The organism is Clostridium malenominatum (assembly GCF_039521365.1).
Classification (GTDB): Bacteria; Bacillota; Clostridia; order Clostridiales; family Clostridiaceae; genus Clostridium_AW; species Clostridium_AW malenominatum.
Map to the genome: position 1 here is coordinate 2109927 of NZ_BAAACF010000001.1, position 23693 is coordinate 2133619.

At 32.2% G+C, this 23693-nt stretch carries 19 protein-coding genes; 6 read left to right on the plus strand and 13 right to left on the minus strand.

What is annotated here, in order from left to right; translation table 11 throughout:
• Positions 1-18 precede the first annotated feature (18 nt).
• The gene (locus tag ABDZ69_RS10615) at positions 19-1752 is read left to right on the plus strand and encodes an NADH-dependent [FeFe] hydrogenase, group A6 (protein WP_343769425.1); all 1734 of its coding nucleotides are present in this window, start codon (positions 19-21) and stop codon (positions 1750-1752) included.
• Positions 1753-1810: 58 nt separating this feature from the next.
• On the opposite strand, the gene ABDZ69_RS10620 is transcribed toward ABDZ69_RS10615, so the two are convergent.
• The 8 genes from ABDZ69_RS10620 to ABDZ69_RS10655 form a co-directional block, all read right to left on the minus strand.
• Positions 1811-2836 (minus strand): glycoside hydrolase family 5 protein, encoded by a 1026-nt coding sequence (locus ABDZ69_RS10620; protein WP_343769426.1) that lies wholly within the window; start codon positions 2834-2836, stop codon positions 1811-1813.
• A gap of 87 nt (positions 2837-2923) precedes the next feature.
• Complete coding sequence (locus tag ABDZ69_RS10625) at positions 2924-5191, minus strand: glycosyltransferase family 2 protein (RefSeq protein WP_343769427.1); 2268 nt, start codon at positions 5189-5191, stop codon at positions 2924-2926.
• A 26-nt stretch (positions 5192-5217) separates the two neighbouring features.
• Positions 5218-6864, minus strand: a complete 1647-nt coding sequence (locus tag ABDZ69_RS10630; protein WP_343769428.1) for a CotH kinase family protein — start codon at positions 6862-6864, stop codon at positions 5218-5220.
• The gene (locus tag ABDZ69_RS10635; protein ID WP_343769429.1) at positions 6861-7541 is read right to left on the minus strand and encodes a DUF4956 domain-containing protein; all 681 of its coding nucleotides are present in this window, start codon (positions 7539-7541) and stop codon (positions 6861-6863) included. Before ABDZ69_RS10635 ends, ABDZ69_RS10630 begins: the two co-directional genes overlap by 4 nt.
• Before the next feature lie 11 nt (positions 7542-7552).
• Complete coding sequence (locus ABDZ69_RS10640; protein ID WP_343769430.1) at positions 7553-8242, minus strand: polyphosphate polymerase domain-containing protein; 690 nt, start codon at positions 8240-8242, stop codon at positions 7553-7555.
• A gap of 50 nt (positions 8243-8292) precedes the next feature.
• The gene (locus tag ABDZ69_RS10645) at positions 8293-9438 is read right to left on the minus strand and encodes a PP2C family protein-serine/threonine phosphatase (RefSeq protein WP_343769431.1); all 1146 of its coding nucleotides are present in this window, start codon (positions 9436-9438) and stop codon (positions 8293-8295) included.
• Positions 9435-11156, minus strand: a complete 1722-nt coding sequence (locus ABDZ69_RS10650) for a [Fe-Fe] hydrogenase large subunit C-terminal domain-containing protein (RefSeq protein WP_343769432.1) — start codon at positions 11154-11156, stop codon at positions 9435-9437. Before ABDZ69_RS10650 ends, ABDZ69_RS10645 begins: the two co-directional genes overlap by 4 nt.
• The gene (locus tag ABDZ69_RS10655; RefSeq protein WP_343769433.1) at positions 11153-11401 is read right to left on the minus strand and encodes a (2Fe-2S) ferredoxin domain-containing protein; all 249 of its coding nucleotides are present in this window, start codon (positions 11399-11401) and stop codon (positions 11153-11155) included. The genes ABDZ69_RS10650 and ABDZ69_RS10655 overlap by 4 nt, the downstream gene beginning before the upstream one ends.
• 155 nt (positions 11402-11556) lie before the next feature.
• Here ABDZ69_RS10655 and ABDZ69_RS10660 point away from each other — a divergent pair, with 155 nt between their 5' ends.
• The 5 genes from ABDZ69_RS10660 to ABDZ69_RS10680 all read left to right on the plus strand — a co-directional run bounded on the left by ABDZ69_RS10660 (position 11557) and on the right by ABDZ69_RS10680 (position 18996).
• Positions 11557-12837, plus strand: a complete 1281-nt coding sequence (locus ABDZ69_RS10660; protein WP_343769434.1) for a hemolysin family protein — start codon at positions 11557-11559, stop codon at positions 12835-12837.
• A 112-nt stretch (positions 12838-12949) separates the two neighbouring features.
• The gene (locus ABDZ69_RS10665) at positions 12950-15175 is read left to right on the plus strand and encodes a cell wall-binding repeat-containing protein (RefSeq protein ID WP_343769435.1); all 2226 of its coding nucleotides are present in this window, start codon (positions 12950-12952) and stop codon (positions 15173-15175) included.
• A 145-nt stretch (positions 15176-15320) separates the two neighbouring features.
• On the plus strand, positions 15321-16004 hold the full coding sequence (gene sdaAB / locus ABDZ69_RS10670) for an L-serine ammonia-lyase, iron-sulfur-dependent subunit beta (protein ID WP_343769436.1): 684 nt from the start codon (positions 15321-15323) through the stop codon (positions 16002-16004).
• A 1-nt stretch (position 16005) separates the two neighbouring features.
• Positions 16006-16875, plus strand: coding sequence for an L-serine ammonia-lyase, iron-sulfur-dependent, subunit alpha (gene sdaAA, locus ABDZ69_RS10675; protein WP_343769437.1), 870 nt, complete (start codon positions 16006-16008; stop codon positions 16873-16875).
• A 129-nt stretch (positions 16876-17004) separates the two neighbouring features.
• Positions 17005-18996, plus strand: a complete 1992-nt coding sequence (locus ABDZ69_RS10680) for a methyl-accepting chemotaxis protein (protein WP_343769438.1) — start codon at positions 17005-17007, stop codon at positions 18994-18996.
• Positions 18997-19017: 21 nt separating this feature from the next.
• On the opposite strand, the gene ABDZ69_RS10685 is transcribed toward ABDZ69_RS10680, so the two are convergent.
• The 5 genes from ABDZ69_RS10685 to ABDZ69_RS10705 are packed head-to-tail and all read right to left on the minus strand — an operon-like array spanning position 19018 to position 23692.
• A complete protein-coding gene (locus tag ABDZ69_RS10685; RefSeq protein WP_343769439.1) occupies positions 19018-19848 on the minus strand; it encodes an MBL fold metallo-hydrolase in 831 nt (276 codons plus the stop codon).
• A gap of 56 nt (positions 19849-19904) precedes the next feature.
• Positions 19905-20336, minus strand: coding sequence for an MOSC domain-containing protein (locus tag ABDZ69_RS10690; RefSeq protein WP_343769440.1), 432 nt, complete (start codon positions 20334-20336; stop codon positions 19905-19907).
• A gap of 2 nt (positions 20337-20338) precedes the next feature.
• Entirely contained in the window at positions 20339-20815 is a 477-nt protein-coding gene (gene moaC / locus ABDZ69_RS10695; RefSeq protein ID WP_343769441.1) for a cyclic pyranopterin monophosphate synthase MoaC, read from the minus strand.
• A gap of 1 nt (position 20816) precedes the next feature.
• Positions 20817-21776, minus strand: coding sequence for a GTP 3',8-cyclase MoaA (gene moaA / locus ABDZ69_RS10700; RefSeq protein WP_343769442.1), 960 nt, complete (start codon positions 21774-21776; stop codon positions 20817-20819).
• 11 nt (positions 21777-21787) lie between these two features.
• Complete coding sequence (locus ABDZ69_RS10705; RefSeq protein ID WP_343769443.1) at positions 21788-23692, minus strand: molybdopterin biosynthesis protein; 1905 nt, start codon at positions 23690-23692, stop codon at positions 21788-21790.
• Position 23693: the final 1 nt, after the last annotated feature.

Sequence of the window (23693 nt, forward strand, 5' to 3'; positions counted from 1 at the left end):
ATGAAAGAGGTGTACACTTTGAGTTTAGTAACACTTAAAATAAATAATAAAGAAGTTCAAGTGGAAGAAGGCTCTACTATACTCGATGCAGCAAAAGAGTTAAATATTAAAATACCTACCCTTTGCCATTTAAAACTTCATGATAGAAAAACTGAAAATAAGCCAGGTTCTTGCAGAGTGTGCGTTGTAGAGGTGGAAGGAAGAAGAAATCTTGCTCCTGCTTGTTGCACCCCTGTTACTGACCATATGGAAGTTAAAACAAATTCTATAAAGGCTATAAAAGCTCGTAGAACTATGGTTGAATTATTATTATCCGATCATCCGCAAGAATGTTTGCTTTGTGAAAAAAATACTGAATGTGAACTTCAAACTATGGCTGCGGATTTAGGAATTAAGTCTATAAGATATGATGGAGAAATGTCCACATTCCCTAAGGATGCTTCTTCCTATTCGATAATAAGAGATTTGGATAAGTGCATACTTTGTAGAAGATGCGTAACTATGTGTAACGAAGTTCAAACCGTTGGAGTGTTATCTGCTGTGGGAAGAGGGTTTGAAACAGTAATATCACCAGCATTTGAAGATGACATGGTAAAAACAAATTGCACCTTCTGCGGACAATGCGTTGCAGTCTGTCCAACTGGAGCATTAACTGAAGTTAACAATGTTGGAAAGGTTTGGCGTGCTTTAAATGATAAAAACAAAATAGTTATAGTTCAAACCGCTCCTGCTATAAGAGCAGCTCTTGGTGAAGAGTTTGGAATGAATGCTGGAACTGTTGTAACTGGAAAGATGGTAGCAGCATTACGTGCTTTAGGATTCCATAGAGTTTTTGATACTGACTTTGCTGCGGACTTAACTATAATAGAGGAAGCAAGTGAGTTAATTCACAGACTTGAGCATGGTGGAAGATTACCTATGCTTACAAGCTGTTGTCCTGGATGGGTTACCTTCTTTGAGCATCAATTTAATGATCTTTTAGATATTCCATCCACTTGTAAATCACCACAACAAATGTTTGGTGCTATTGCAAAAACTTACTTAGCTGAGAAAATGGGAGTGGATCCTAAAAACTTAGTAGTTGTTTCAGTAATGCCTTGTCTAGCTAAGAAATATGAAGCTGCTAGACCTGAAATGACAAACAATGGAGTTCGCGACGTAGATATAGTTGTTAGTACAAGAGAGCTTGCTAAAATGATAAAAGAGGCAGGTATAGATTTCTCATCATTAGAAGATGAAGGTTTCGATAGTCCTTTAGGAGAATCCACTGGTGCTGGAGTAATCTTTGGAACTACAGGTGGAGTTATGGAAGCTGCTCTACGTACAGCTTACGAATGGATAACTGAAGAAGAATTAAAGGATGTTGACTTTAAGGCTATTCGTGGAATGAAAGGTATCAAAGAAGCTACTATAAAGATTAAAGATATGGACGTAAATGTTGCTATAGCCAGCGGTCTTGGTAACGCACGTAAATTACTTGAAGATATAAGAGCAGGAAAGGTTAACTATCACATGATAGAAATCATGGCCTGTCCTGGCGGATGTATAGATGGTGGTGGTCAGCCATACCTTCACGATCATCCTGAAAAGCTTGAAAAAAGAATGGAAGCTTTATATAAAGAAGACTCCAATAAGGTTCTTAGAAAGTCTCATGAAAACCCATTTGTTAAAAAACTTTATGAAGACTATTTAGGAAAACCATACGGCGAAAAGGCTCATGACTTATTGCATACAACTTATGTGAAGAGATAACAACATCGAAAACCCGAAGTATCTGATAGAATACTTCGGGTTTTATAAATTATAATCTTCAATGTTTTAAAGCGTCAAATATAAAACTTCCTGTCTCACTTAAGTCCTTTTTCTCCCACCCACTTAACTTTTCATTATTACTATCAATGACAGAGTATACTTCATCTTTATTGGCAAGGGACCAATTTACCCAACTAATTCTTTTTTCATTTAAAAACTCTAAAAACTTTGTTGCTTTTTCGTAGTTTATTTTACCATTTTCCCTATCGCGATTTAGCCCCCATTCTGAAACAAACACAGGGAAATTATTTTCTAAAGCATCAGTTAAAACATATTCATATCCTCCCTTAGAGGTTCCTGTATATAGATGATAGGTATACATAATATTGTTGTAATTTAAAGGGGATTTCATTGCACTTTTAATATCCACGCAATAATTTGGAGTACCAACTAAAACAATTGCATTAGGAGAATTGTTACGTATAATTGGTATTATGAAATCTGCATACTCCTTAATATCTTGCCATGTTGTGTCTCCATTTGGCTCATTACAAATTTCGTAGATAACTCCAGGCTCATCTGAATATTTTTTTGACAGCTCATCAAAAAAAGCGGCAGCTTTGTCTCTATGTGTGTTGGGATTGCTGTCTTTTAAAGTATGCCAGTCCACTATGGCGTACATGTCTGCACCTAAAACATTTTCAAGAGCCATAAAGAGCATACGCTTTGTATCCGTTTGATTGTAAACATATCCTTTGTTTTCATCAGAATACATTGCTATTCTGAAAACATTAGCTCCATATTTTTTTGTAGTTTCAATAGCTCTATAATTTGTATATTCTGGATACCACATAAGTCCATGGCTACTCATCCCACGGAGCTGTATATCTTCACCTCTACTATTTACAAGTTGAGAACCTTTCACAGATAACCACCCATGATCTTTCACTCCATTGGGAGGACTCTCTAAATTTTTTATTTTTTCTTGCAAAATTGTTATTTGTTTTTCTTGATTTAATACCGTATCTGTTTTTTCATATAAAGTTTTTCTAAGCCTTACATTGGAAGAGAAACTATAAAACAAACTACCTCCTAGTATAGTAAAAATCACAAATAAAACTACCCTTTTTATGAAAATCTCTCCTTTCGTAAAATACAAACTATGCCACTATCAACTCTTTAAGCATTTATCATCAGTATCCTCAGATAAATCAAGCCATTTACACAATCTTTCATGAAATCTTTTGTCACCAATAACTTCTTTCCAATTTTCAATATGACATAAAACTTTATCCATAAATGGATTGTGTGTATCAGGTACGCATTTTACAATAAGCCCTTCCCCTAAATCCAGCTGTATATCATTGCCCATAATATTTGTAGTCTCAAGTAATATATACTCATAATTATAATTTACAACTCTCACAGTATTACCATCCACTGTATTTAATTCTACATTTAACGGTATTCGTGGAAGCTTACGATTTGACACAATTGTTGACTTTGTGCGTCCTCTTATATTTCCTCTAATCTCTTTCACAGTACCAGATTTTATAGTGGTAGGTAGAGTATGATCACGATCAAACACAATCTGATAATAACTTCTCTTATTCTCTTCTGATATATCAGTAATTTTAATACTGTATTTCCACTTATTATTTATGTTAGTAACATGCCTAACACGCCCTTTAAATTCAGCGTGATATTCAAGGTAGTTTACTTCAATATCTATATCTGTGTCATATGGTATATATTCAGGTGAATTTAACACTACAGCCAAGCCACCTTCAGAAATATCCGAAGTTATTCCATGAAATACATTATATAAAGTTGAAATTTTTGCATCAACCTGGGCATAATAGCGTTCTTCTTTTCTGTAATTCACACGGCCAAGCATAAATAATATTGCCATTAAAAGAAAATATAAATTTACTACCAACCAGTAAATTAAAATAATATTGCCCATTGAATGATATAAAATAGTATTTTTTACACAAGACCAAAGACCTATAATAGTAGCCACAGAAAGCATTATATGTGGTATAGCATAGCGTACTTCTGAATTTTTTGTAATTGGCTTATCTTTAGGGGTAACAGCAAACTTGTTAAGTCTTAATCCAATGGTTTCCGCAAATACTGGGATAATCATATAAGGGAAAATAATGGTATCCACTATATTGTTCCACTTTTGATTACGTATATTTCCTGACATAACCTTTAAAGCTTTGTTATAGACAAGGTATGATGGAAGCCAAATCACAACAAGTTCTAATAAGGAACACTCAACCACAACAATACCAAAAACCGTAAACAATATAGGAGATATTATATAAATAAAACGTCTCATAAATGTCCACCAGTACAAAAGGCATAGTAGGTAGCTAAATTTTGACCTAAGAGGAAGCTTACTAAAAATAAAGTTCGATTTACGCAAAGTCTGCACACAACCACGACCCCAGCGCTGCCTTTGTTTAATAAGACTTTTAAAATCATTTGGCGCAAGTCCATGGGCAACTACTTTAGATATAGCAAAGCATTTGTATCCCTTACTTTGTATTTCTATTCCTGTAGCGAAATCTTCTGTTATAGTACCCGTTGTAATTCCTCCCACATCATTTAGTGCATCTCTAGATATTATAGTGTTGGATCCTGCATAAATAGGAGAGTTTGTACGATTTCTTCCCACATTCACTTCACGGAAGAAGTAGTCTTGTTCGTTGGGAATGTTTTTTTCTGAAAACAAATTATATTGAAAAAGGTCAGCATTATAAAAACTTTGAGGTGTTTGAATAAACCCAATTTTATAATCCTTATCAATTTCACTCTCTGTACGTTTAATCCAGTTGCCTTCCTCATCTTTTTTCATTAATGGTAAGAAAAAGTAAGGGACTGTTTCCATTAAAAAATCATGCGTGGGTATCATATCCGCATCAAAGGTTACAACAAGTGGAGATTTAGTATTATTTAAGGCATTGTTCAAATTTCCTGCCTTAGCCAATTTATTGTTAACCATTCCAAAATATCCAACGCCCATGTTTTCGGCAAGTTGTTTCATTTCAAGCCTGTCGCTATCATCGCATATGTAGATGTGAACCTTGGTTAAATCAGGATATCTCATATGCGTGCATCCGTTTACAGTTTTATATAAAAGCTCTGTTGATTCGCTATGGGTTGCAATAAAAACATCAATATCTGGATACAACTCCAAGGGTATTTCTGGCTTTTCTGGCTCCTTGGCAAAACTCATATTTCGATAATGTGAAAATGCCTCAATTGCTCCTATAGATTCTGAAGCTATTAAAGCAATACCAGCAATCATTGATACTAGTCCATGTTCCGTAGGTATTGTAAAAACTATTCTCCAAGTAATATATATAAGCGAAGAAATAGACGCGGCTATTAATAAAGATTTACGTCTGGATTTTATACTTTTTCCCATAAAATCACTTCTCCTTTTTTTATGAATCACTCTCTCTGAATAAGAACAATAGAAATAATGAAAACTCCTATAAATAAAACTGCTAACACTCCTCCACTCCATGTTTCAATACTTTTTCCAAATGCAATTTGCGAAAGCTTGTATAACCAATTGTAGTTGTTGTGTTTATCTGAGTACTCGCTAAATTGGTATAAAGAATCAATGTTATCATCTAGCCATCTACCATGTTCAATTAAAACAGTTTTTATTTTTTTTACTTCCTCTTCATAGTTTTTCGTATTACGCAAAATGATATTACCATTTTCATCTGAAATATCATTAAGATAATTCGATGTATAAAAATATCCCCATCGATGCCAATCTCGTTCTCGAGCATGCCCTAAATATTCAACAGCACCATCAATATCCTTAATAATGTTCTCATCAGATAAAACCGTTTTTCTTAGTTCATGATAACGCCCTATTAAGCTCGTTACAAAATTGCTATCCCTAAGTAATTGAGTAAACCATGTTGCTGAATGCATAGCCGTACTTTCAATCTTTAAACTTTTATGGTCAAAGTTATCTATCGATCGATCAAAATCCCATACTGGACCCATTGAAATTTTTCCACCGTTATCTTTATACATATATATTGAATTGTACTTCGAATCATAGTTTGCAAAAAATTCATTAATTATAAAATAGTCCAAAAATGATTGCTTATTTATATGCTCAGAATATGTTAAAAATACATTGGGATCTTTAGAATAAATAATCTTTTCAAACTCACTTATATCATCCTCAATGTACTGTATTGTTCTATCAGTAATCTTATTTTTAGTTGGATATTTTATATCTAAAAACCCTTCCGTAATTTGAGCTTGTGTTCCATAATTGTTAAGCATAATCCCATCTTCATCAAAGCGATCCCTTCTCAATATATAGCTTGTACTCACAAAGTGTTGGTCATATTCAGCTATATTGATTCTGCTTGAACCCTGCTTTATACTTTCCATTATTAAATAAACACCTTTATACATATTTTTTGTTCCATTTTTCATGATTACTTCACAAAACTTTACTTGCGGAGTATAAGGCATAATCTTTGAAGCTATATTAAATCCAATATAATTTCGCAAAAGGGATTTATCAATCATGGAAATGTTTAAAATCCATTCCCAATCTTCACCCATATCCATTATATTTTGTTTATTTTTACTTCCATCTTTATTAATAAACTTAATAAAATACTGTTTTTTATCAAAACTTAAAGATGAGTTTCCACGCAAACGAATACGAATATTTGATTTTAAAGAAGGTTCATCTTTTAAGCTATTAACTCCATCTTCTCTATCTATTATGGCTATATCTCCAGTTACATAAGGGTCATAATCTACTGGAACACGGTACCCCTTTTCTTTATCCCATACAGTATCAGCTTTAGGTTCCTCCCCCTTTGTATCAATAACAATTAATGGTAAACTACTTCTAAAGTTTTCATCCACAGTGTTATCTTCTTTTAAGCTAAATCTATCTGATATATTATTAATATCATTTTTATTGTTATAATTTATATGGCCATCTTTCCTATATTCTTCAATAAGCAAACCATAACTTATAGATATAATAAACAAAAATACTACTATTAATAAGCTAAAGGATCGAAGAGAAAAATTATTTTTCCTCTTCATCTACTGATCTCCTCATTTTGGCATATTAAATTTACTGCTTCTACTCCACTAACTTCATATAGCAAATTGGTAATAGAAATATTTCTTTTTTCAGCTTTTTCTATCATTTTTTCCGATAGTTCATATATATACTCTACATTTTCCGCAGTGGTATTTTTAACACGTAAAATAGCACGACCTTCATAGCTTGTTAGAATAGTAGACTCTATTTCTGTTTCACCTGCTCTCATACCATGGATTACAAGTAAAAATCTATCATTACTTTTTATAGAACCAAATAGTATTAAGAATAAGAAAATAATGCCACTTCCTAAAGCTGCAATAGTATATTCTGATACTCCACAGCAAATTCCTACAGCAATACACCAAAATATAAATACAGTATCACGGGGATCTTTTATAGCTGTTCTAAAACGTACAATTGATAATGCACCTACCATACCTAGTGAAAGAGCTATATTATTTCCTATTACATTCATAACAAGAGTAGTTATTAATGTAAGCATTACTAATGATACATTAAACTTTGCACTATAAACAGCCCCTGAATGTGAAAATCGGTATGCTAAATATATTACCATAGCAATAGCTAATGCTATTAAAAAATTGATTAAAACATTTTGTAATGATAAGGATCCTTCATACATTTTTAAATAATCAAATAGATGTTTTTTCATAAAATTTCCTCCTAAAAATAACGCATTTGCCTTGCAAGGTAATATTTACTTATAGATATTTGTGTTTTATTTGCAATATTTATTACATCTTTTATATAACTTAGCAAAAAGTTATCATACTTAACTTCTAAAACCTTAATAGAATTTATGGGAATTAGCGCCAAATCCGAAGAAAACAAGTCGAAATTCGCCTCAGTACTTCTAATATTGCTGTCTATGGTAATTCTAGTACTATTCTCTTTAACTATATATGCTAGTCTGTCATACTCTACTATGCACTTAGGTCTATAAAATTCCTTTTTCATAATATAAGCTAATTCGTTTGCTAATTCGCTTTCATATTCTCTCAAGGAATCATAATCACCTTTTATTAATTTTTCAGCTGTTTCTTTTGATATTGTTAAGGATCGCTTAAGCTGATTTTCTCCCTGTTTTTGTTTTAATTCAAGTTTTAAAGTTTTGGATGTTGGATCATAAATACGTAATCTAATTTTTCTTCTATTTTCAATTCCATTTTCTTTATCGTTATAATCATTATCATATAAGGTGTCAAAGTAAAGCGAACGAACCATATAGCCATTTCCTTTATTATTTATGTCTTTTTTTAATGTAGTCGACAACTTAAATTTTAATTGAGCCGCTGTAAAATGAGAAATTTCATACTTTTTTTCTGTCCTCAATACAATTGATTCATTTTCCACACCTAACTATCCCCCATTAATATAAATTTCTTTATAAAAAATATGCTTTATTATAATTCTTTTATTTCCACCTTCTTACCTACCTTCTCTAAAAGCTCTGCAAGTTCCTTAATTAATTTTAATTTTATTCCCAAATCCATTGGTAAATCAGGGTTTTGATGGGCTGGGTTAACTGCCTTTCCTACCCAAATTCTAAGATGAGTACAATCATTAATCAATATTCTTGCAAGTTTTGTAGCTCCATCCTCTCCTATAAAATTAAGCTTACCTTCCTTTATTATTTCAACAACTTTATTTAAGGTTATTACCCCTTCTGTTATTAAATAAATTCCCTCCATGGATGCCGTTGGGGGAACTTCCTCACATATATAATCTAAATCTACCTTTAACTGTCTATTAAGTTCTCTTTGAGCAATGTTTGCTGCGGTACCCCCACAGATAATCTTTTTTCCACTGCTCTTCATAAATTCTTCAATAATTTCTCCATCGCGATTTTTATCCTTTGGAGGCCCTGTAAACAAATCTATGTGTTCAGGAGCTTTTATTTTTATCGCAACAATGGTAGCGTCATCTCCTGGTCTTCCTCCATAAAGGTCTTCACAAACCTCAGCTAAATCCTTTGATAAACCTTGTGCATCTTGTATATTAAGTGTACTTCTTTCTAAATAATCCATTACGTTTTCCCATTTCCATCCTAAATTCATTATATTACCGAGTCCCGCATGTACTACTCCATCACTAACTACTGTTAACACGTCCCCAGGCTTTACATAGAACTTACTTTCATAAACAGCTCTGCCATTAATCTTAAGCTCTTTTTTGAAAATCTCTAATTTTCTTCCCTCTCTTATAATAAACATAGGAGGATTATCGTATTCCGCCACATAAACTCTGCCATCATCGTATATTTTCATCAAAGTAAAGGTACAATAAGCTATTTTTCTCACCTTACACACTGGCAAAGTGTTTATTATGGTATCTAAGGTTTCATAAATATCTCCACCCTCTTTAAGCATAGTGGAGGAAATCTTTGTGGTTAGTGTGGCAAGAATATTGGCCTTAACTCCACTGCCTAATCCATCGGCAAGCACCACTATAGTGCTATCTGGAAGTCTAGCTATTTCTACCCTATCTCCACATAGCTCTTCCCCATGTTTTGTTAAACTTTGAAATGCCACGTCTATAAATAAACTCATCGGATTTCACCCTCTTCACCTTCCACAACCTTTTTAAGCTTTGATAAAATTATCTTGGTTTCAGCTGTGGTTTCTCCAAGCAAGCTTGCAATTTCTTGGGCTACTCTCATTTGTTTTTCTATTACTTCTTGAGCTGCATTTAGGGTGTTTTCCTTTACCTTTATAAGTTCTTTTCTATTTTTTTCTTCCTCAATAACATTCATCATAGAAGCCATTATTAAATCCTGTTCTGGCAAATAAACGATATTTTCCATAAATACCACGTTATATTGTGGTATTGCAATTCTTTTTCCTATTATACTTGTATTGTTTTCCTTTACGTATTTAAAATCTTCATCTCCCATTAAAATAGATATAGGCTTGTCCTTTATATTTTCTCTTCTTACAGAAAAAATCCTTTCTCCTGCTGGATTTATTTCCTTTATATTCAAATCTCCATCTAATAAAATTACACAAGTGATGGTGTTTTCAAAAATTAAGTTACTAATGCTTTCCGCTTTACTTCTCATGTGATTAAGGCACATAGTTGGCTCTGCCATATTATTATATATAGCTTTAGCCTTATTTCTACAAGTATCATAACCACAAACTCCGCAATTTAGCTCATCTTCTATATTATACTTACCCATAGTCTTCATAATTTCTTCTAATTTTTCACTATAAGGTTCTTCATTATAAACAATTTTATCTTTTAATACTTTAGTAAAATTTAGTTCTTGCAAATTTAAAGTTACTTTTTCTAAACTTTTTTCTTTTAATCTTTTGTTATAATCCTTTACTCCCTTTAATCTTTTAAAATATTCGTCCTTTACAATTCTACTGGGTCCTCCTATGCAACTTCCCTTGCAAGCACTTACTTCTACTAGTAAATTTTCTACCTCACCCTTTTCCATAGCTTCAAATAACTCCATACATTCTTCTATTCCATCAACGGATATTTTTTCATAATCTTTTACTTCTTCTAAATTCTGTATAGAATTTAAAATTCCTCCATGTATAGGATAATTTCTTCCAAAGTCTAAAAAATATTCTTCTTTTCTCTTTTCATTTAATTTCTCTAAGTCTATACCCTCATCTTCTAACCACTCATTAATTTCTTCAAAGGTCAAAACTGCGTTTACAGGACTTTCTCCATTATATTCTTCCTTTTCTACTATTTTAGTAAGACAAGGTCCTATAAATACTGTAAAACAGTCTTCTCCATAAAATTTTTTAATTAATTTACCATGAGCAATCATTGGAGATACTATAGGCAAAGCCTGAGAAATTAACTTAGGAAAGTATTTTTCGATTAAATAATTTGCTGAAGGGCAGCAAGTAGTAATATAGCTATTTCTTTTATGGCTTTTTATATATTCTTTATAAAGATTAGTAGTGACTTCCGCTCCTATAGCAGTCTCTTCTACCTTATAAAATCCTAGTTTCTCTAAAGAAGAAATAAAACCTACTTCCTTACCTAAAAAGTATCCTGGGAAAGATGGAGCTATACTGCCAACTACTTTTTTCCCTTTAGCTATTGCCTCTTTAACTAAAGCTAAATCACTGGTAACTTTTCTTGCATTTTGTGGACATACCACTAAACAATGACCACAATTAATACATCTTTTTTCAATTATTTCAGCTTGTTCATTTTCAAACTTTATAGCTTTAACAGGACAATACCGAAGGCATTTATAGCAATTTTTACAATTAGCTCTAGAAAAATTCATGTAACTCATAACTTAGCCCTCCTAATTACTTCTTGCTGAAAAAATTCTTTTACATTACTTTCTTTTAAGGAGTAAACTTTTTCTTCTATTCTTACAGAAACTCCTTCAGTACAATATCCTAAACAAAATTGACCCTTAAGTTCCACTTTTTCTTTTAAATTATATTCATCTATAAGCTTTTGAAGCTGATCAATTACTTTATAAGATCCCTTTAAGTGACAAGCACTTCCTACGCATATATTTATACTAAGCATTTTATCCCATCCTCATTATTATCTTTGTTAACCATTTAACTAAGTTATCAATACTATTTTACATCAATAATATAATTAATTCTATATTAATAAAGATATTAAAAATTTGGCATAATAGTATAAGTACTTACCTATGGAAGGGGATTAGTTTGCTTATGGATATTCTGTTTATTTTAATTTTGGTATTAATAAATGCCTTTTTCGCTGCTTCTGAAATGGCCATAGTTTCTTTGAATAGAACAAAGCTAGCTCACATGGCAGAAGAAGAGGAAAATGATAAAGCTAAATTACTGCTTAATTTATTAAAGGAAACAAGTAAATTCTTAGCTACTATACAAGTGGGAATTACTCTGGCTGGATTTTTAGCCAGTGCTTCCGCTGCCACAAACTTATCACAGCCCCTTGCGAACCTCTTAAAAGAAGCTAATATTCCTTGGAGCAATCAAATATCTTTAATTCTTGTTACCATAATATTATCATACTTAACCTTAGTTTTCGGAGAATTATTACCGAAGAGATTAGCTCTCCAAGATTCAGAAAAAATAGCTCTATCAGTTATAAAACCAATACTCATATTTTCAAAAATAACTATGCCCTTTGTGAAGATATTAACCTTATCCACAAATGTTTTAGTTAGAGCCTTTGGAGTAGACACTGATAAAATTGAAGAAGATGTTTCTGAAGAAGAAATTAAAATGATGATAGAAGTTGGAGAGGAAACGGGAGTAATAAATCAAACAGAAAAAGAAATGATAGATAGCATCTTTGATTTTGATGATACTTTAGCAAAGGAAATTATGACCCCTAGAAATCATGTTTTTGCAGCAAATATAAATACCCCTATAAATGAGCTCATAGACCAAATATTAGAAGAGAAATATTCTAGAGTACCTATTTATGAAGATGATACTGACAATATAATTGGCATTCTCTATATAAAGGATTTATATCATTTTATGAGACACGATTCATTAACCAGTGAGGAGTTTAAAGCATTACTGAGACCTGCATATTTCGTTCCTGAAACGAAAACAATAGATACTCTTTTTAAAGAACTTCAGTTGAGCAAAAATTATATTGCAATTTTAATAGACGAATACGGAGGGTTTGCTGGTATAGTTACCATGGAGGATTTACTTGAGGAAATAGTTGGTAATATCTTTGACGAGTATGATGAAATTAGCGAATATATAAAGAAAATTGATGCACATACCTATTTAATAGATGGAATGCTATCCATAGATGAGGTAAATGAGATCCTACATATTAATCTTCCTACAGAATATACTGATACTATAGGTGGATTTGTTATAAATCTATTAGGAAGCATACCTAAGGAAGAAGAAGAAAGTAGTATAGAATACAATAACATTGTCTTTAAAGTAGAAGAGGTAAAGGATAAAAGAATATTAGAATTAAAAGTATATGTGCCTTAAATTTACCATAAATCCATTGATAACCAATCCAACTCTGCAGTATAATAAGTTTGAAATAGTATAAATTACATGGTTTATAAGTAATATTAAATTATACATGAGGGGGATTTTTATGAAAAAAATTAAGTCCATTGTAGCTTCAGCTACATTGGTAGCTATTGTTACAACTACTAATGTAGTTGCTGTTAGTTCGAAAGTAGATTCTAGATTAGGAGGTAATACCCGTTATGCTACAGCTGCTATCATTGCAGATAAGGTTTATAGTGGTACAGTAGATAATATAGTTTTATCTAGTGGAAAGGCTCCTTATGATGCTTTAGCAGCTAGCCTATTTGCTAAAAATATTAATGCTCCTATACTTCTTGTTGATTCTAACAAGGAAGTATGTAAAGAAACTTTTCAATACATACAAAAAAATTTAAGTAAATCTGGTACTATATATCTTTTAGGAGGAGAATCTTCTATAAAGAAAGATATAGAATCAGAACTTATAAAACTTGGATATAAAACAGAAAGAATATCTGGAAAAGATAGATTTGAAACAAATAGTAAAATAATAGATAAGCTTAATGTTCCTAATGGAACTCCTGTATTTATAGTAAGTGCTGCTGGTTTTGGTGATGCTTTGAGCGTTTCTAATATTTCAGCTATAAAGGGATACCCATTAATAATGACCAATAAAGATAAACTTTCTGAGAATTTAAAAGCTCAGTTAAATAAAATACAACCTTCAAAGGTTTATGTAATAAGTTCAGAAAATGTAATATCAGATAATATTATGAATGAGATAAAAAATATTAATACAAATTTAAAAGATACTGACATTGTTAGAATAGCTGGTAAAAATAGATACGAAACAAATTTATTAATAAATAAAGCATTTAACTTAAAATCCCAAAATGCGGTTATTGCTTCAGGAGAAGGCTACGGTGATGCTCTTGCTGGAAGTGTACTAGCTGCCAAACTAAATGCTCCAATAATTTTAACCGATGGAAAAGACTTTTCGAAACAACAAGCATATATAAATTCAACAAACTACATAAACAGTTATATATTAGGTCTTGAAGGTTCAGTTAGTAAAGCAATTGCAGATAAATTAAATTTACCTGCTGTTGATAAAAAAGATGGACAAGAATTTATAGGAAAATTACTTGCTGCTGAACAAATTAAATCCTGCGAAATAAAATCAAATTCTACTATAACACTTACAGCAAAGGATCTTCCTGATGAAATGCAAGCTGGTTTTGCTCAGGCTACTTCTACTATAGGTGACACTATTACTATAGACCTTAGTGGGAAAATACAAAGTATATCTGACACTCATATAAAAGAAGAATTAAATACTTCTATTAAACTTGGTGGAATTATGGCAGAAAAACCAATATCCCTTCCTATGTATTTAGACATGGATATGTTAAATACTATTAATCCTTCTTATAAAGTTATATATGGTTTACCAAAAGAATATACAGATATGGCTTCATCAATGGACCCAAGCTTATCTATGTTAAAAGATAAAGAATATATGGTTCTCGATATGGCTTCAATGCAAAATTTAGGTTCACAGGAAGCTATGCCTAAAATAGATTATACTAAGATAAGTAATTTTATGGAGAAGAATAAAAATACTCTCACAAAGTTAGGATTAAAGTATTTCTCTACTTTTAACCCTAATTTTAATGTAGTAAAAAAATTAAATGTTACAAAGACTCCTGATGGAAGAAGCGCTACAGGCTATCAAGTTAATTTAAATAACGATACATTTAAATCTCTTTTAGCATACTCTGGAAACCATGCTTTGACTTTTATTGAAGAAAAAGAAGTAATGGAGTTTATTAAAAGTTATATGGAAGTCTATATAGATTCCATAGATATTGATGATAAAGAAACAAATAAAGATGTCTTTGAACAAGCCTTTGATGAGTTTTTATCCAATATGCCATCAAATTCATTACAATTTAATAAATTTGCTGATATATTATCATCAATGGAAGTGTTAGGTAAGAATGGTATACAAATAAACTATTACCTAGATGATAAAGGCAGAACTATCTACCAAGATGGATTTATTGATATGGAAATAAATTTAAATAAAATTCAAAATGCTTTCGTGGGTGAAAACAAAGCCAACCTACCAGCAGGAGTGTCAAATGCGGCTAACTCAATTAAAGGTACTATTGGCATGAATATTAAATTTAGTAATTCATTAAGTAAACTTAATGACAGCACCATAAATGTTACTTTCCCTTCATTAACTGAAACAAATTCTATAGATTATTTTAAATTTTTAAACTCAATGATTCAATCTGAAATAAAAGCAGAAAATCAAATTCAATAGTTAAATAGAAAAGTGTGCAGAGTAATTCTGCACACTTTTTATTAATTTCATTATATTTAAATTAATGTTATAATTGATGTAAATACACTATAATTATAAATATAAGAATTTTTTGTCTACTCATAATTTGCAAGGGGGATAATTGATGAAAAATTATAGCATTTTTGATATTATAGGACCCATAATGATAGGACCATCTAGTTCTCATACTGCAGGAGCTGCAAGGCTGGCAAAAGTAGCATCGGTAATTGCTGGGGGAAAAATAAAAAAGGTGGATTTTTATCTACATGGTTCCTTTGCAAAAACTTATAAGGGTCATGGAACAGATAAAGCTCTAGTGGCTGGTATTCTTGGTATGGAACCTTGGGATGATAGGTTAAAAACCTCTTTTGAAATTGCTAAAGAAAAAAATATAGAGCTTAATTTCCATGAAGTTGATTTGGGTGACGTTCATCCAAATACGGTGAAATTTGCTATTACCAAAGAAAATGGTAATACTTCTTCCATTACCGGTTCTTCTATTGGTGGAGGGAATATTATTATTTTTAATGTAGATGGTCAGGAAGTTGATTTTAAGGGTGATTACCCTACACTAATCACAAAACACAAGGATATTCCTGGAATAGTATCAAAGATTACTACTCTTTTATATAACGAAAATATAAATATAGGAACCATTAAACTTTATAGAAATAGTCGCGGACTTGAAGCCACAATGGCCTTAGAAACGGACGAAATCTTATCTCAGCCTATAGTTGATAAGATTAAAGCTATTCCTGAGATAATTAGCATTAAAATTATCAATCCTATTAAGGAGGGCGAGGTTTAATATGTTTGTAAGTAGTGGAAATGAATTACTTAATATATGTACAGAAAAAAATATTCCTATTTGGCAGTACGCCCTTGAATCAGAATCTGAAAATTCTGGTGAGGAAAAAGATATTATCTTTGAGAGAATGAGAAAAACACTTAAAGTTATGCAGGATTCTGCAAGCTATGCTTTAGAAAATGAAGTAAAATCCGTTAGTGGATTAATCGGCGGAGATGCTTATAAATTAAACAAATTTGCTAATTCTGGTAAAACTTTAACTGGAGACTTTTTAGTTAAAGCTATGGCAAGAGCTCTTTCCTCCTCTGAAGTGAATGCTGCTATGGGAAGAATAGTGGCTTGCCCTACGGCAGGTTCCTGCGGTATATTACCTGCTGCTGTTATCTCTGCTGGGGAAAGATTGAGAAGCTCTGAAGATGATATGGTCAAGGCATTGTTAACCGCTTCTGCTATAGGCATAATAATTGCTAAAAACGCTACTTTAGCCGGGGCTGAAGGTGGTTGTCAGGCAGAATGTGGTTCTGGCTCCGCTATGGCTTCTGCTGCTGTAGTAGAAATGATGGGTGGTACAGTAGAGCAATCTCTTCATGCTGCTGCTATTGTAATTAAAAATATATTGGGGTTAGTATGTGACCCTGTAGCGGGACTTGTAGAAGTTCCTTGTGCAAAACGAAACGTAGCTGGAGTAGTAAGTGCTTTAGCTTTTGCGGATATGGCTATGGCTGGAGTGAAAAGTGTAATACCTTTTGACGAAACTGTTGCTGCTATGTATAAGATTGGCAAACAACTTCCTCCTGAATTAAGAGAAACTGCGGAAGGTGGTTTGGCCGTTACACCAACTGGAATTAGATTAAAAAATGAAATTTTTTAAAGAAGAACTGAGAGCCATCTCAGTTCTTCTTTGTTTTTCGCTAATAAATTTTATATTTCGACTTAAGTTATGTAGAAATCACTCGATAATTCTCCTAAATTGTAATATCTATATTAAGGGGGGCCAAATATGAATAAACTTAAGTCTTTTAAGGCTAAACTACTTCTTCTAATAATACCTTTAATTATAATCCCACTAATTTTGCTGGGAATTATAAGCTATGTAAGATCATCTTCTGTCGTAAAAGAAAGGATTGAAAACGGAATTCATAACTCTGTTGAAAATTTAAGCTTTGGTATAGATACTTTTTTAAAGGATAAGTCCCAAAGTTTAAAAGTGTTTTCTAGTAATGCTAACGTAAAAGAAGTAATGACAAATAAGGGCACTCCAGAAATGAAATACTTAGTAGATTTGATGTCTAACTATAAGGAAAAGCAAGATGACATTTTAAATGTCTTTATTGCTACTGCGGAGAAGGACATGATTGTTTATCCTACTGTTAATCTACCTAAGGATTATAACCCATTGGACACTGCTTGGTATAAAAAAGCTTTAAGCAAAAACGACCTTGTATGGACAAGTCCCTACATAGATACCGCTACTAAAAAAATGGTAGTTACGGTAGCAATGCCTATTTATAATGATAAAAATACTTTTATTGGCATAGCTGGAGCTGATATTGCTTTAGAAAGTATAAATGCATTAGTAGTTGGTACCAAAATAGGGTCTACAGGAAAAGTATTTTTAGTAGATGATAGTAGTAATGTAGTTGCACATCCTGATAAAGAAACACTAGGAAAAAAATTGCCTATTGAAGAATTAGAAAAGGCAATTCACGCTTCTGAAGAAGGTGCTATAAACTATAATTATAAAGACAATTCCTATTTCGGTAAGTTTACTACTTCAAAAAGCTCTGGATGGAAAATAGTAGGCTCTGCTCAAAACTCTGAAATATCTTCAGCTAATTATGGAATACTAATAGGAAGTTTAATTACAGGCATTATAGTTTCTATTATCTCTATAGTACTAGCCTTATTATTTCAAAAGCCCATTACTGGAGCAGTTAAACAATTAAATAATGAAATGAAAGAAGTTGGAGAAGGTAATTTAACTGTACGTAGCAATATAAAATTAAACGATGAAATAGGTTCTCTTTCGAAGGGTTTAAACTCTATGATAGATAACTTAAAAAACTTGCTTGTTAAAGTAAATGAAACCTCAGATATTTTAACTCAATATTCTGAAGGATTAGCTTCTTCCGCGGAAGAAACCAGCGTTGCTTCTGATGAAATCTCAAAGACTATTATTGATATTGTAAATTCTACAGTAAACCAAGCAACTCATACTAATGATGGTTTGAATAAAGCAGAAGTTCTATCTGATAATATTAATAGAGTAACGGTTGCTATAAATAAAATGAGCAATATCTTTGAAAACGCCGTTACTTTAAATGAAAATGGCATTAAAGCCGTAAATGATTTAGATAAAAAGTCAAAAGAAAACTCTGCCTCCTCCTCTGAAGTAGAGAAGGTAGTTCGCGATATGGATGACAGCGTTAAAAATATAAGGGTAATAGTAGATACCATAAGCGGAATTGCGGATCAAACAAATCTATTAGCTTTGAACGCTTCTATCGAAGCTGCTAGAGCTGGAGAAAGTGGACGAGGTTTTACCGTAGTGGCTGATGAAATTAGAAAGCTTGCGGAACAATCAGCAAAGGCTACTAATGAAATTCGAACTATAATAGGTAGTATTCAAGGAAAATCTAGTAATGCTGTTTCTGAAATAACTAAATCCAAAGCAATAGTACAAGAACAGGAGTTAGCTCTTAAAGAAACAAATGAAATACTTTCTAAAATATTTGAAACTATAAAGGTTTTATCTGGAGAAGCTAATGAAATTGATTCCTTAAACAACGAAATGATTTTGGCAAAGGATAAAATTGTGCTAGTAATGGAGGAGCTTTCTGCCTCTGCCGAAGAAACTTCCGCCTCCACTGAAGAAATATCTGCTTCTACCGAAGAGCAAACTGCTACTATGGCTGAAATTGCAAGAACTGCCGAGGAATTAAATAATATCGCTTTAAAGCTTAAAGAAGAATTGCATAAGTTTAAATTATAGTAGAAAAAACACTTTCTAAAATTATTTTAGAAAGTGTTTTTTCTTGTTGCCATTAATAAAACTATTAATATAATAAGCTCTTTCCTCATCTGGTTCTTCTTTGAAGTCTTTTATATATTTTTCTCTCACCTTATAAAATAAGACTTCATCTCCAGTAAATTTCCCCATAGTAATAAGTTCATCAAACAATTTTAAAGTCTCCTCTTTACTTTCCACTGGTCCGTGGGAAGGTAAATAATACTTTGTTTCTTTATCTTTTATTTTATTAATCATAGGAAAAAGTTTTTCCGTGGAATAACTCCATTCACCACTGTACAAATCTTCATATATAGCATCGCCCAAAAACATAACTTTCTCTTCTGGAATATAGGCTATAGAGGAATCTTCTGAATGATCTCCTTTAATATTTTCAATGATACAGCTTACCCCTCCTAAATCAATGGTAATTCCATCTTTAAAAGTTATATCTACGTCGCCTATTATCAATTTATCTCTAAGTGGCGTAGGCAATTCAAGCTTTATCATACTACTACAAAACTCTATCTCTTCACCTTTTTCCACCCTTTTATCTAGAGCCTCGTCTCTCCAATCCAAGGTCTTCATTTCTACTATTTTTTCTTTTGTTTTTTCATGACATATAGTTGTTAAATTCATAAAAGCTATTCCAAATACATGATCCCAATGCCAATGGGTTATAAAAAGATATTTAAGTGGTGGTATATCCATTTTATTAACTTCTTCCAAGAACTCATTAGCATGCTTTTCTGAATTTCCCGAGTCTATGACCATGGAATACCTATCTCCTATAACTAAACCTAGCACTGGTCTATCTGTTCTTTCATCGTTTGGCATATAATATACTCTATTTGTTAATTTTTTTAGCACCTATTTCACTTCCTATACTGATACTAAATTATTGTTATTTCATCTCCTGGTTTTATATAGCCTGAAGTTATTACCTTTGTAAATATTCCTTCCCTTGGCATTACACAGTCTCCAACTAAATTTCTTATGGCACAGCCATGGTGACATTCCTTACCAATTTGGGTAACTTCCATTTCCACTTCCCCAACCCTCATTCTTGTTCCTATTGGAAGGGTGTATAACTCTATTCCTTCAGTGGTTAGATTTTCTGCAAATTTTCCTGTGCAAAAACCCTCTACACCTACTGCCATTATTTTATCAATACTCTCTTGCCCTAAAAGGCTAACTTGTCTATGCCACTTTCCCGCATGGGCATCCCCTACAAGACCATGATCCACTTCAAAATAGCCTTTTTCAATAGCTTCCTTTGGCACACCCTTTTCTTTGCTTATATTTACAGCTAATACCTTTCCCATAATCATATCTTCCTTTCGTACAATCCTGATTTTCCACCGCTCTTTTTTAATAACATCATATCCGCTATCACCATGTCTTTATCTATGGCTTTACACATATCATAAATAGTTAAAGCTGCAACAGATACTGCTGTTAAAGCCTCCATCTCCACACCAGTTTGCCCTACATTTTTTACAGTAGCTTTTATATCAACCTTACATTTATCAAAATCTAAGTTAAAGCTTATATCACAACCTGTTATCATTATAGGATGGCACATGGGTATTATACCTGAGGTATTTTTACATCCCATTATTCCTCCTACTTGCGCTACAGATAAAACATCACCTTTTTTTATTGTCCCCTCTTTTATCTTGTCTAAGGTTTCTTTTTTCATGTATATGCTTCCTATAGCTACTGCCTCTCTTTTGGTTTCATCTTTTTCACTAACATCCACCATTTTAGCTCTGCCTTCTTCATTTATATGAGTTAAATCCATTTTATCCTCCTATCTGATACATCATCTTTTTGCTTCTGCTACTCTTTTCCTTATCTAAATGATGCTCTAAGGGTTTGTTTGTAATTGCCTTTTTTAATGCTGCAATTAAAAGTTCTTCATTATATATATATTCTTTTATATTTATTTCATTTTCTGAATGTAAACATGGCTTTATTGTGCCCATAGGAGTCAATCTTATTTTATTACATCTGTTACAAAATTTACAACTTACAGGATTTATTAACCCTACAGTTCCCTTACCATCTTTTAGTTTGAAAAGCCTTGCTGTGCTATCACTTCTATTCGATATTGGTATAAGATTGGGATAGTCTTCTAGTATGGTATCTGTGCTTAAGGCGCTTTCTTTATACAACTTCTCCCCTTCTCCAATAGGCATTAACTCAATAAATCTAATACTTATAGGCATAGATTTTGTAAGATTTATAAAATCTCCAACTTCCTTATCATTAAAATCCTTCATTAAAACCACATTTATTTTTACAGGACCTATACCCAAAGCCATACATTTATCAATAGCACCTATAACTTTGGACAAATCTCCCCCTCTTGTTATATAACTATATTTTTCTGAATTAAGAGTATCTAAGCTTATGTTCACTCTCTTAAGTCCTGCTTTTTTTAATTCTGGCACCATATCATAAAGGAGAATTCCATTAGTAGTTAAAGATATATCTTCAATAGTAGATATTTGAGAAGTATTATATATAAGCTCATCTATTCCTTTAAGAATAAGCGGCTCACCACCAGTATATCTAATTTTTTTTATTCCTAAACTTGCGCTTCCTTTAACAATTTTCAATATTTCTTCAAATCTTAATACATCTTGGTGATTTCTTTTCGAAATCCCCTCCTCAGGCATACAATAAATACATCTTAAATTGCATCTATCCGTAAGAGAGACTCTAAGATAATCTATACTTCTCCCATAACTATCTAGCACACTATCAGCTCCTATTCTAGAATAGTACCTGTATCACTATAATCGTACCCTCCAAGCTTGTCTAACTCATCCTTAAACTCTTTGCTAGTTAATACTTTTATTAGTTCAGTTACTATATCCATTTGTAAATATTCTTTTGGTATGGCTATATCATATTCTTCATTACACACAGGTATAAAATCTAATCCCATCATCACTGCTGCAGAGTAAACACCTAGACCTACATCCGCATTTCCTGAAGCAACGGCTCCAGCTACAGAAAGGTGGGTAAATTCTTCCCTATCATAGCCCATAATGTCTCTTGGGTTTATATTTAAGTTTTTAAGATTATAATCTAATAATAGTCTTGTACCTGATCCTCTTTGTCTATTAATAAATCTAACCTTTTTATCCACTAAATCTTTAAAATCCTTTATTTGCAATGGGTTATCCTTACTTACCATAAAACCTTGTATTCTTTTTACACCTTTTATTAATGCTATATTTTTATCTTTTAGATACTTTTCTATATAAGACTTGTTATATTCTCCCGTATCCATATCCAGTAAATGTATTGGAGCAATATGAGTTTCTCCTGATTTTAATGCCATAATTCCTCCCATGCTTCCCACATGAGCTGAAGATAAATAATACTTCTTATTTTTTATATGTATTAAATCAGAAAGAACATCTATTATAGGATCATGACTTCCTATACATACTATGGTATTTTTAATTTCTTCTTCCTCTTTTAAAAGTTTTATGTTAACTTCACTACCTGCTTCTAGTCCCTCTATATTTTGAGAAACTTCTAATATTCCATCGGCTCTCACCAAAGACATAGTTGCTCCAGCACCGCGAGTTAATGGAGTAGCTATAAGTTTATCCCCTACATATCCAAGCTTTACCCTTATAAACTCAAGATATTTTAAAGATGACATAACTCTTTTGGATAAAATTGCAGTTACAGTTTTCAAGTCTTTTTCTTCTAATCCTTGATATAGATTTATAAGCCCTTTAACAATTAGTTCCATAATAAAATAAGCTGAAACTGGGTATCCAGGTATTCCTATCACTGGCTTATCATTTATAATCCCTAAAATTACAGGTTTTCCGGGCTTTATTGCAACACCATGAACAATTACTTCTCCCAGCTCCTCAATTACTTTAGAAGTAAAATCTTCTCTTCCTGCTGAAGAGCCTGCATTAATAAGTATTATATCACATTCTTTTGAAGCCTTAATTAGTGTTTCTTTTATTTCATCGTAATTATCTTTAACAATATCAAATCTTTTAGCTTCTCCTCCCCATTGGTTTACCTGGGAAGAAAACACCCTAGAATTGAAATCAATTATATCTCCAACCTTTAAGTCAGTTCCTGGTTCAACTAGTTCTGTACCCGTTGGTATTACTGCAACTATGGGTTTTTTATAAACTTCTATATCATTAACACTCCCTGCAAGCATAGCTCCAATATCAACGGGTCTTACTTTATGATTAGAAGGTATTATTAGCTGATTTTCTATAATATCTTCTCCAATTGGTCTAATGTTTTGCCAAGGAATAGCACTTTTATATATTTTAACTTTATTTTCATCTACTTTAATTAAATCTTCTATCATTATTACGCAATCAAATTCACTAGGAATGGGGTCTCCTGTGTCCACAACCACATAATCTTTACCTTCCTCTAATACAACTTGATTTCTGTCAGATGCTTCAAAGGTTTTTTCACTAAAGGTAGCTATTCCATCCATAGCAGATGCATTATAATGTGGTGATGAAATTTTAGAATAAATTGGCGATACCGTTACCCTGTCTACTCCATCCCAAGTTTTTATTGTTTCCTTCTGTAAATGCAATTTCCCTAATTTATCCATAAAAACAGCAATTGCATCTTTTAGTTCCATATTAGATAAATAAATGTTTTGCGACATA

Bases quoted from the DNA above. Each gene is read 5' to 3' on its own strand.
- sdaAB (WP_343769436.1), top strand. From the start codon at position 15,321: ATGAAAAATTATAGCATTTTTGATATTATAGGACCCATAATGATAGGA.
- sdaAA (WP_343769437.1), top strand. From the start codon at position 16,006: ATGTTTGTAAGTAGTGGAAATGAATTACTTAATATATGTACAGAAAAA.
- ABDZ69_RS10660 (WP_343769434.1), top strand. From the start codon at position 11,557: ATGGATATTCTGTTTATTTTAATTTTGGTATTAATAAATGCCTTTTTC.
- ABDZ69_RS10705 (WP_343769443.1), bottom strand. From the start codon at position 23,692: ATGTCGCAAAACATTTATTTATCTAATATGGAACTAAAAGATGCAATT.
- ABDZ69_RS10685 (WP_343769439.1), bottom strand. From the start codon at position 19,848: ATGCCAAACGATGAAAGAACAGATAGACCAGTGCTAGGTTTAGTTATA.
- ABDZ69_RS10680 (WP_343769438.1), top strand. From the start codon at position 17,005: ATGAATAAACTTAAGTCTTTTAAGGCTAAACTACTTCTTCTAATAATA.
- moaC (WP_343769441.1), bottom strand. From the start codon at position 20,815: ATGGATTTAACTCATATAAATGAAGAAGGCAGAGCTAAAATGGTGGAT.
- ABDZ69_RS10625 (WP_343769427.1), bottom strand. From the start codon at position 5,191: ATGGGAAAAAGTATAAAATCCAGACGTAAATCTTTATTAATAGCCGCG.
- ABDZ69_RS10690 (WP_343769440.1), bottom strand. From the start codon at position 20,336: ATGGGAAAGGTATTAGCTGTAAATATAAGCAAAGAAAAGGGTGTGCCA.
- ABDZ69_RS10665 (WP_343769435.1), top strand. From the start codon at position 12,950: ATGAAAAAAATTAAGTCCATTGTAGCTTCAGCTACATTGGTAGCTATT.
- ABDZ69_RS10630 (WP_343769428.1), bottom strand. From the start codon at position 6,864: ATGAAGAGGAAAAATAATTTTTCTCTTCGATCCTTTAGCTTATTAATA.
- ABDZ69_RS10655 (WP_343769433.1), bottom strand. From the start codon at position 11,401: ATGCTTAGTATAAATATATGCGTAGGAAGTGCTTGTCACTTAAAGGGA.
- ABDZ69_RS10645 (WP_343769431.1), bottom strand. From the start codon at position 9,438: ATGAGTTTATTTATAGACGTGGCATTTCAAAGTTTAACAAAACATGGG.
- ABDZ69_RS10650 (WP_343769432.1), bottom strand. From the start codon at position 11,156: ATGAGTTACATGAATTTTTCTAGAGCTAATTGTAAAAATTGCTATAAA.
- ABDZ69_RS10635 (WP_343769429.1), bottom strand. From the start codon at position 7,541: ATGAAAAAACATCTATTTGATTATTTAAAAATGTATGAAGGATCCTTA.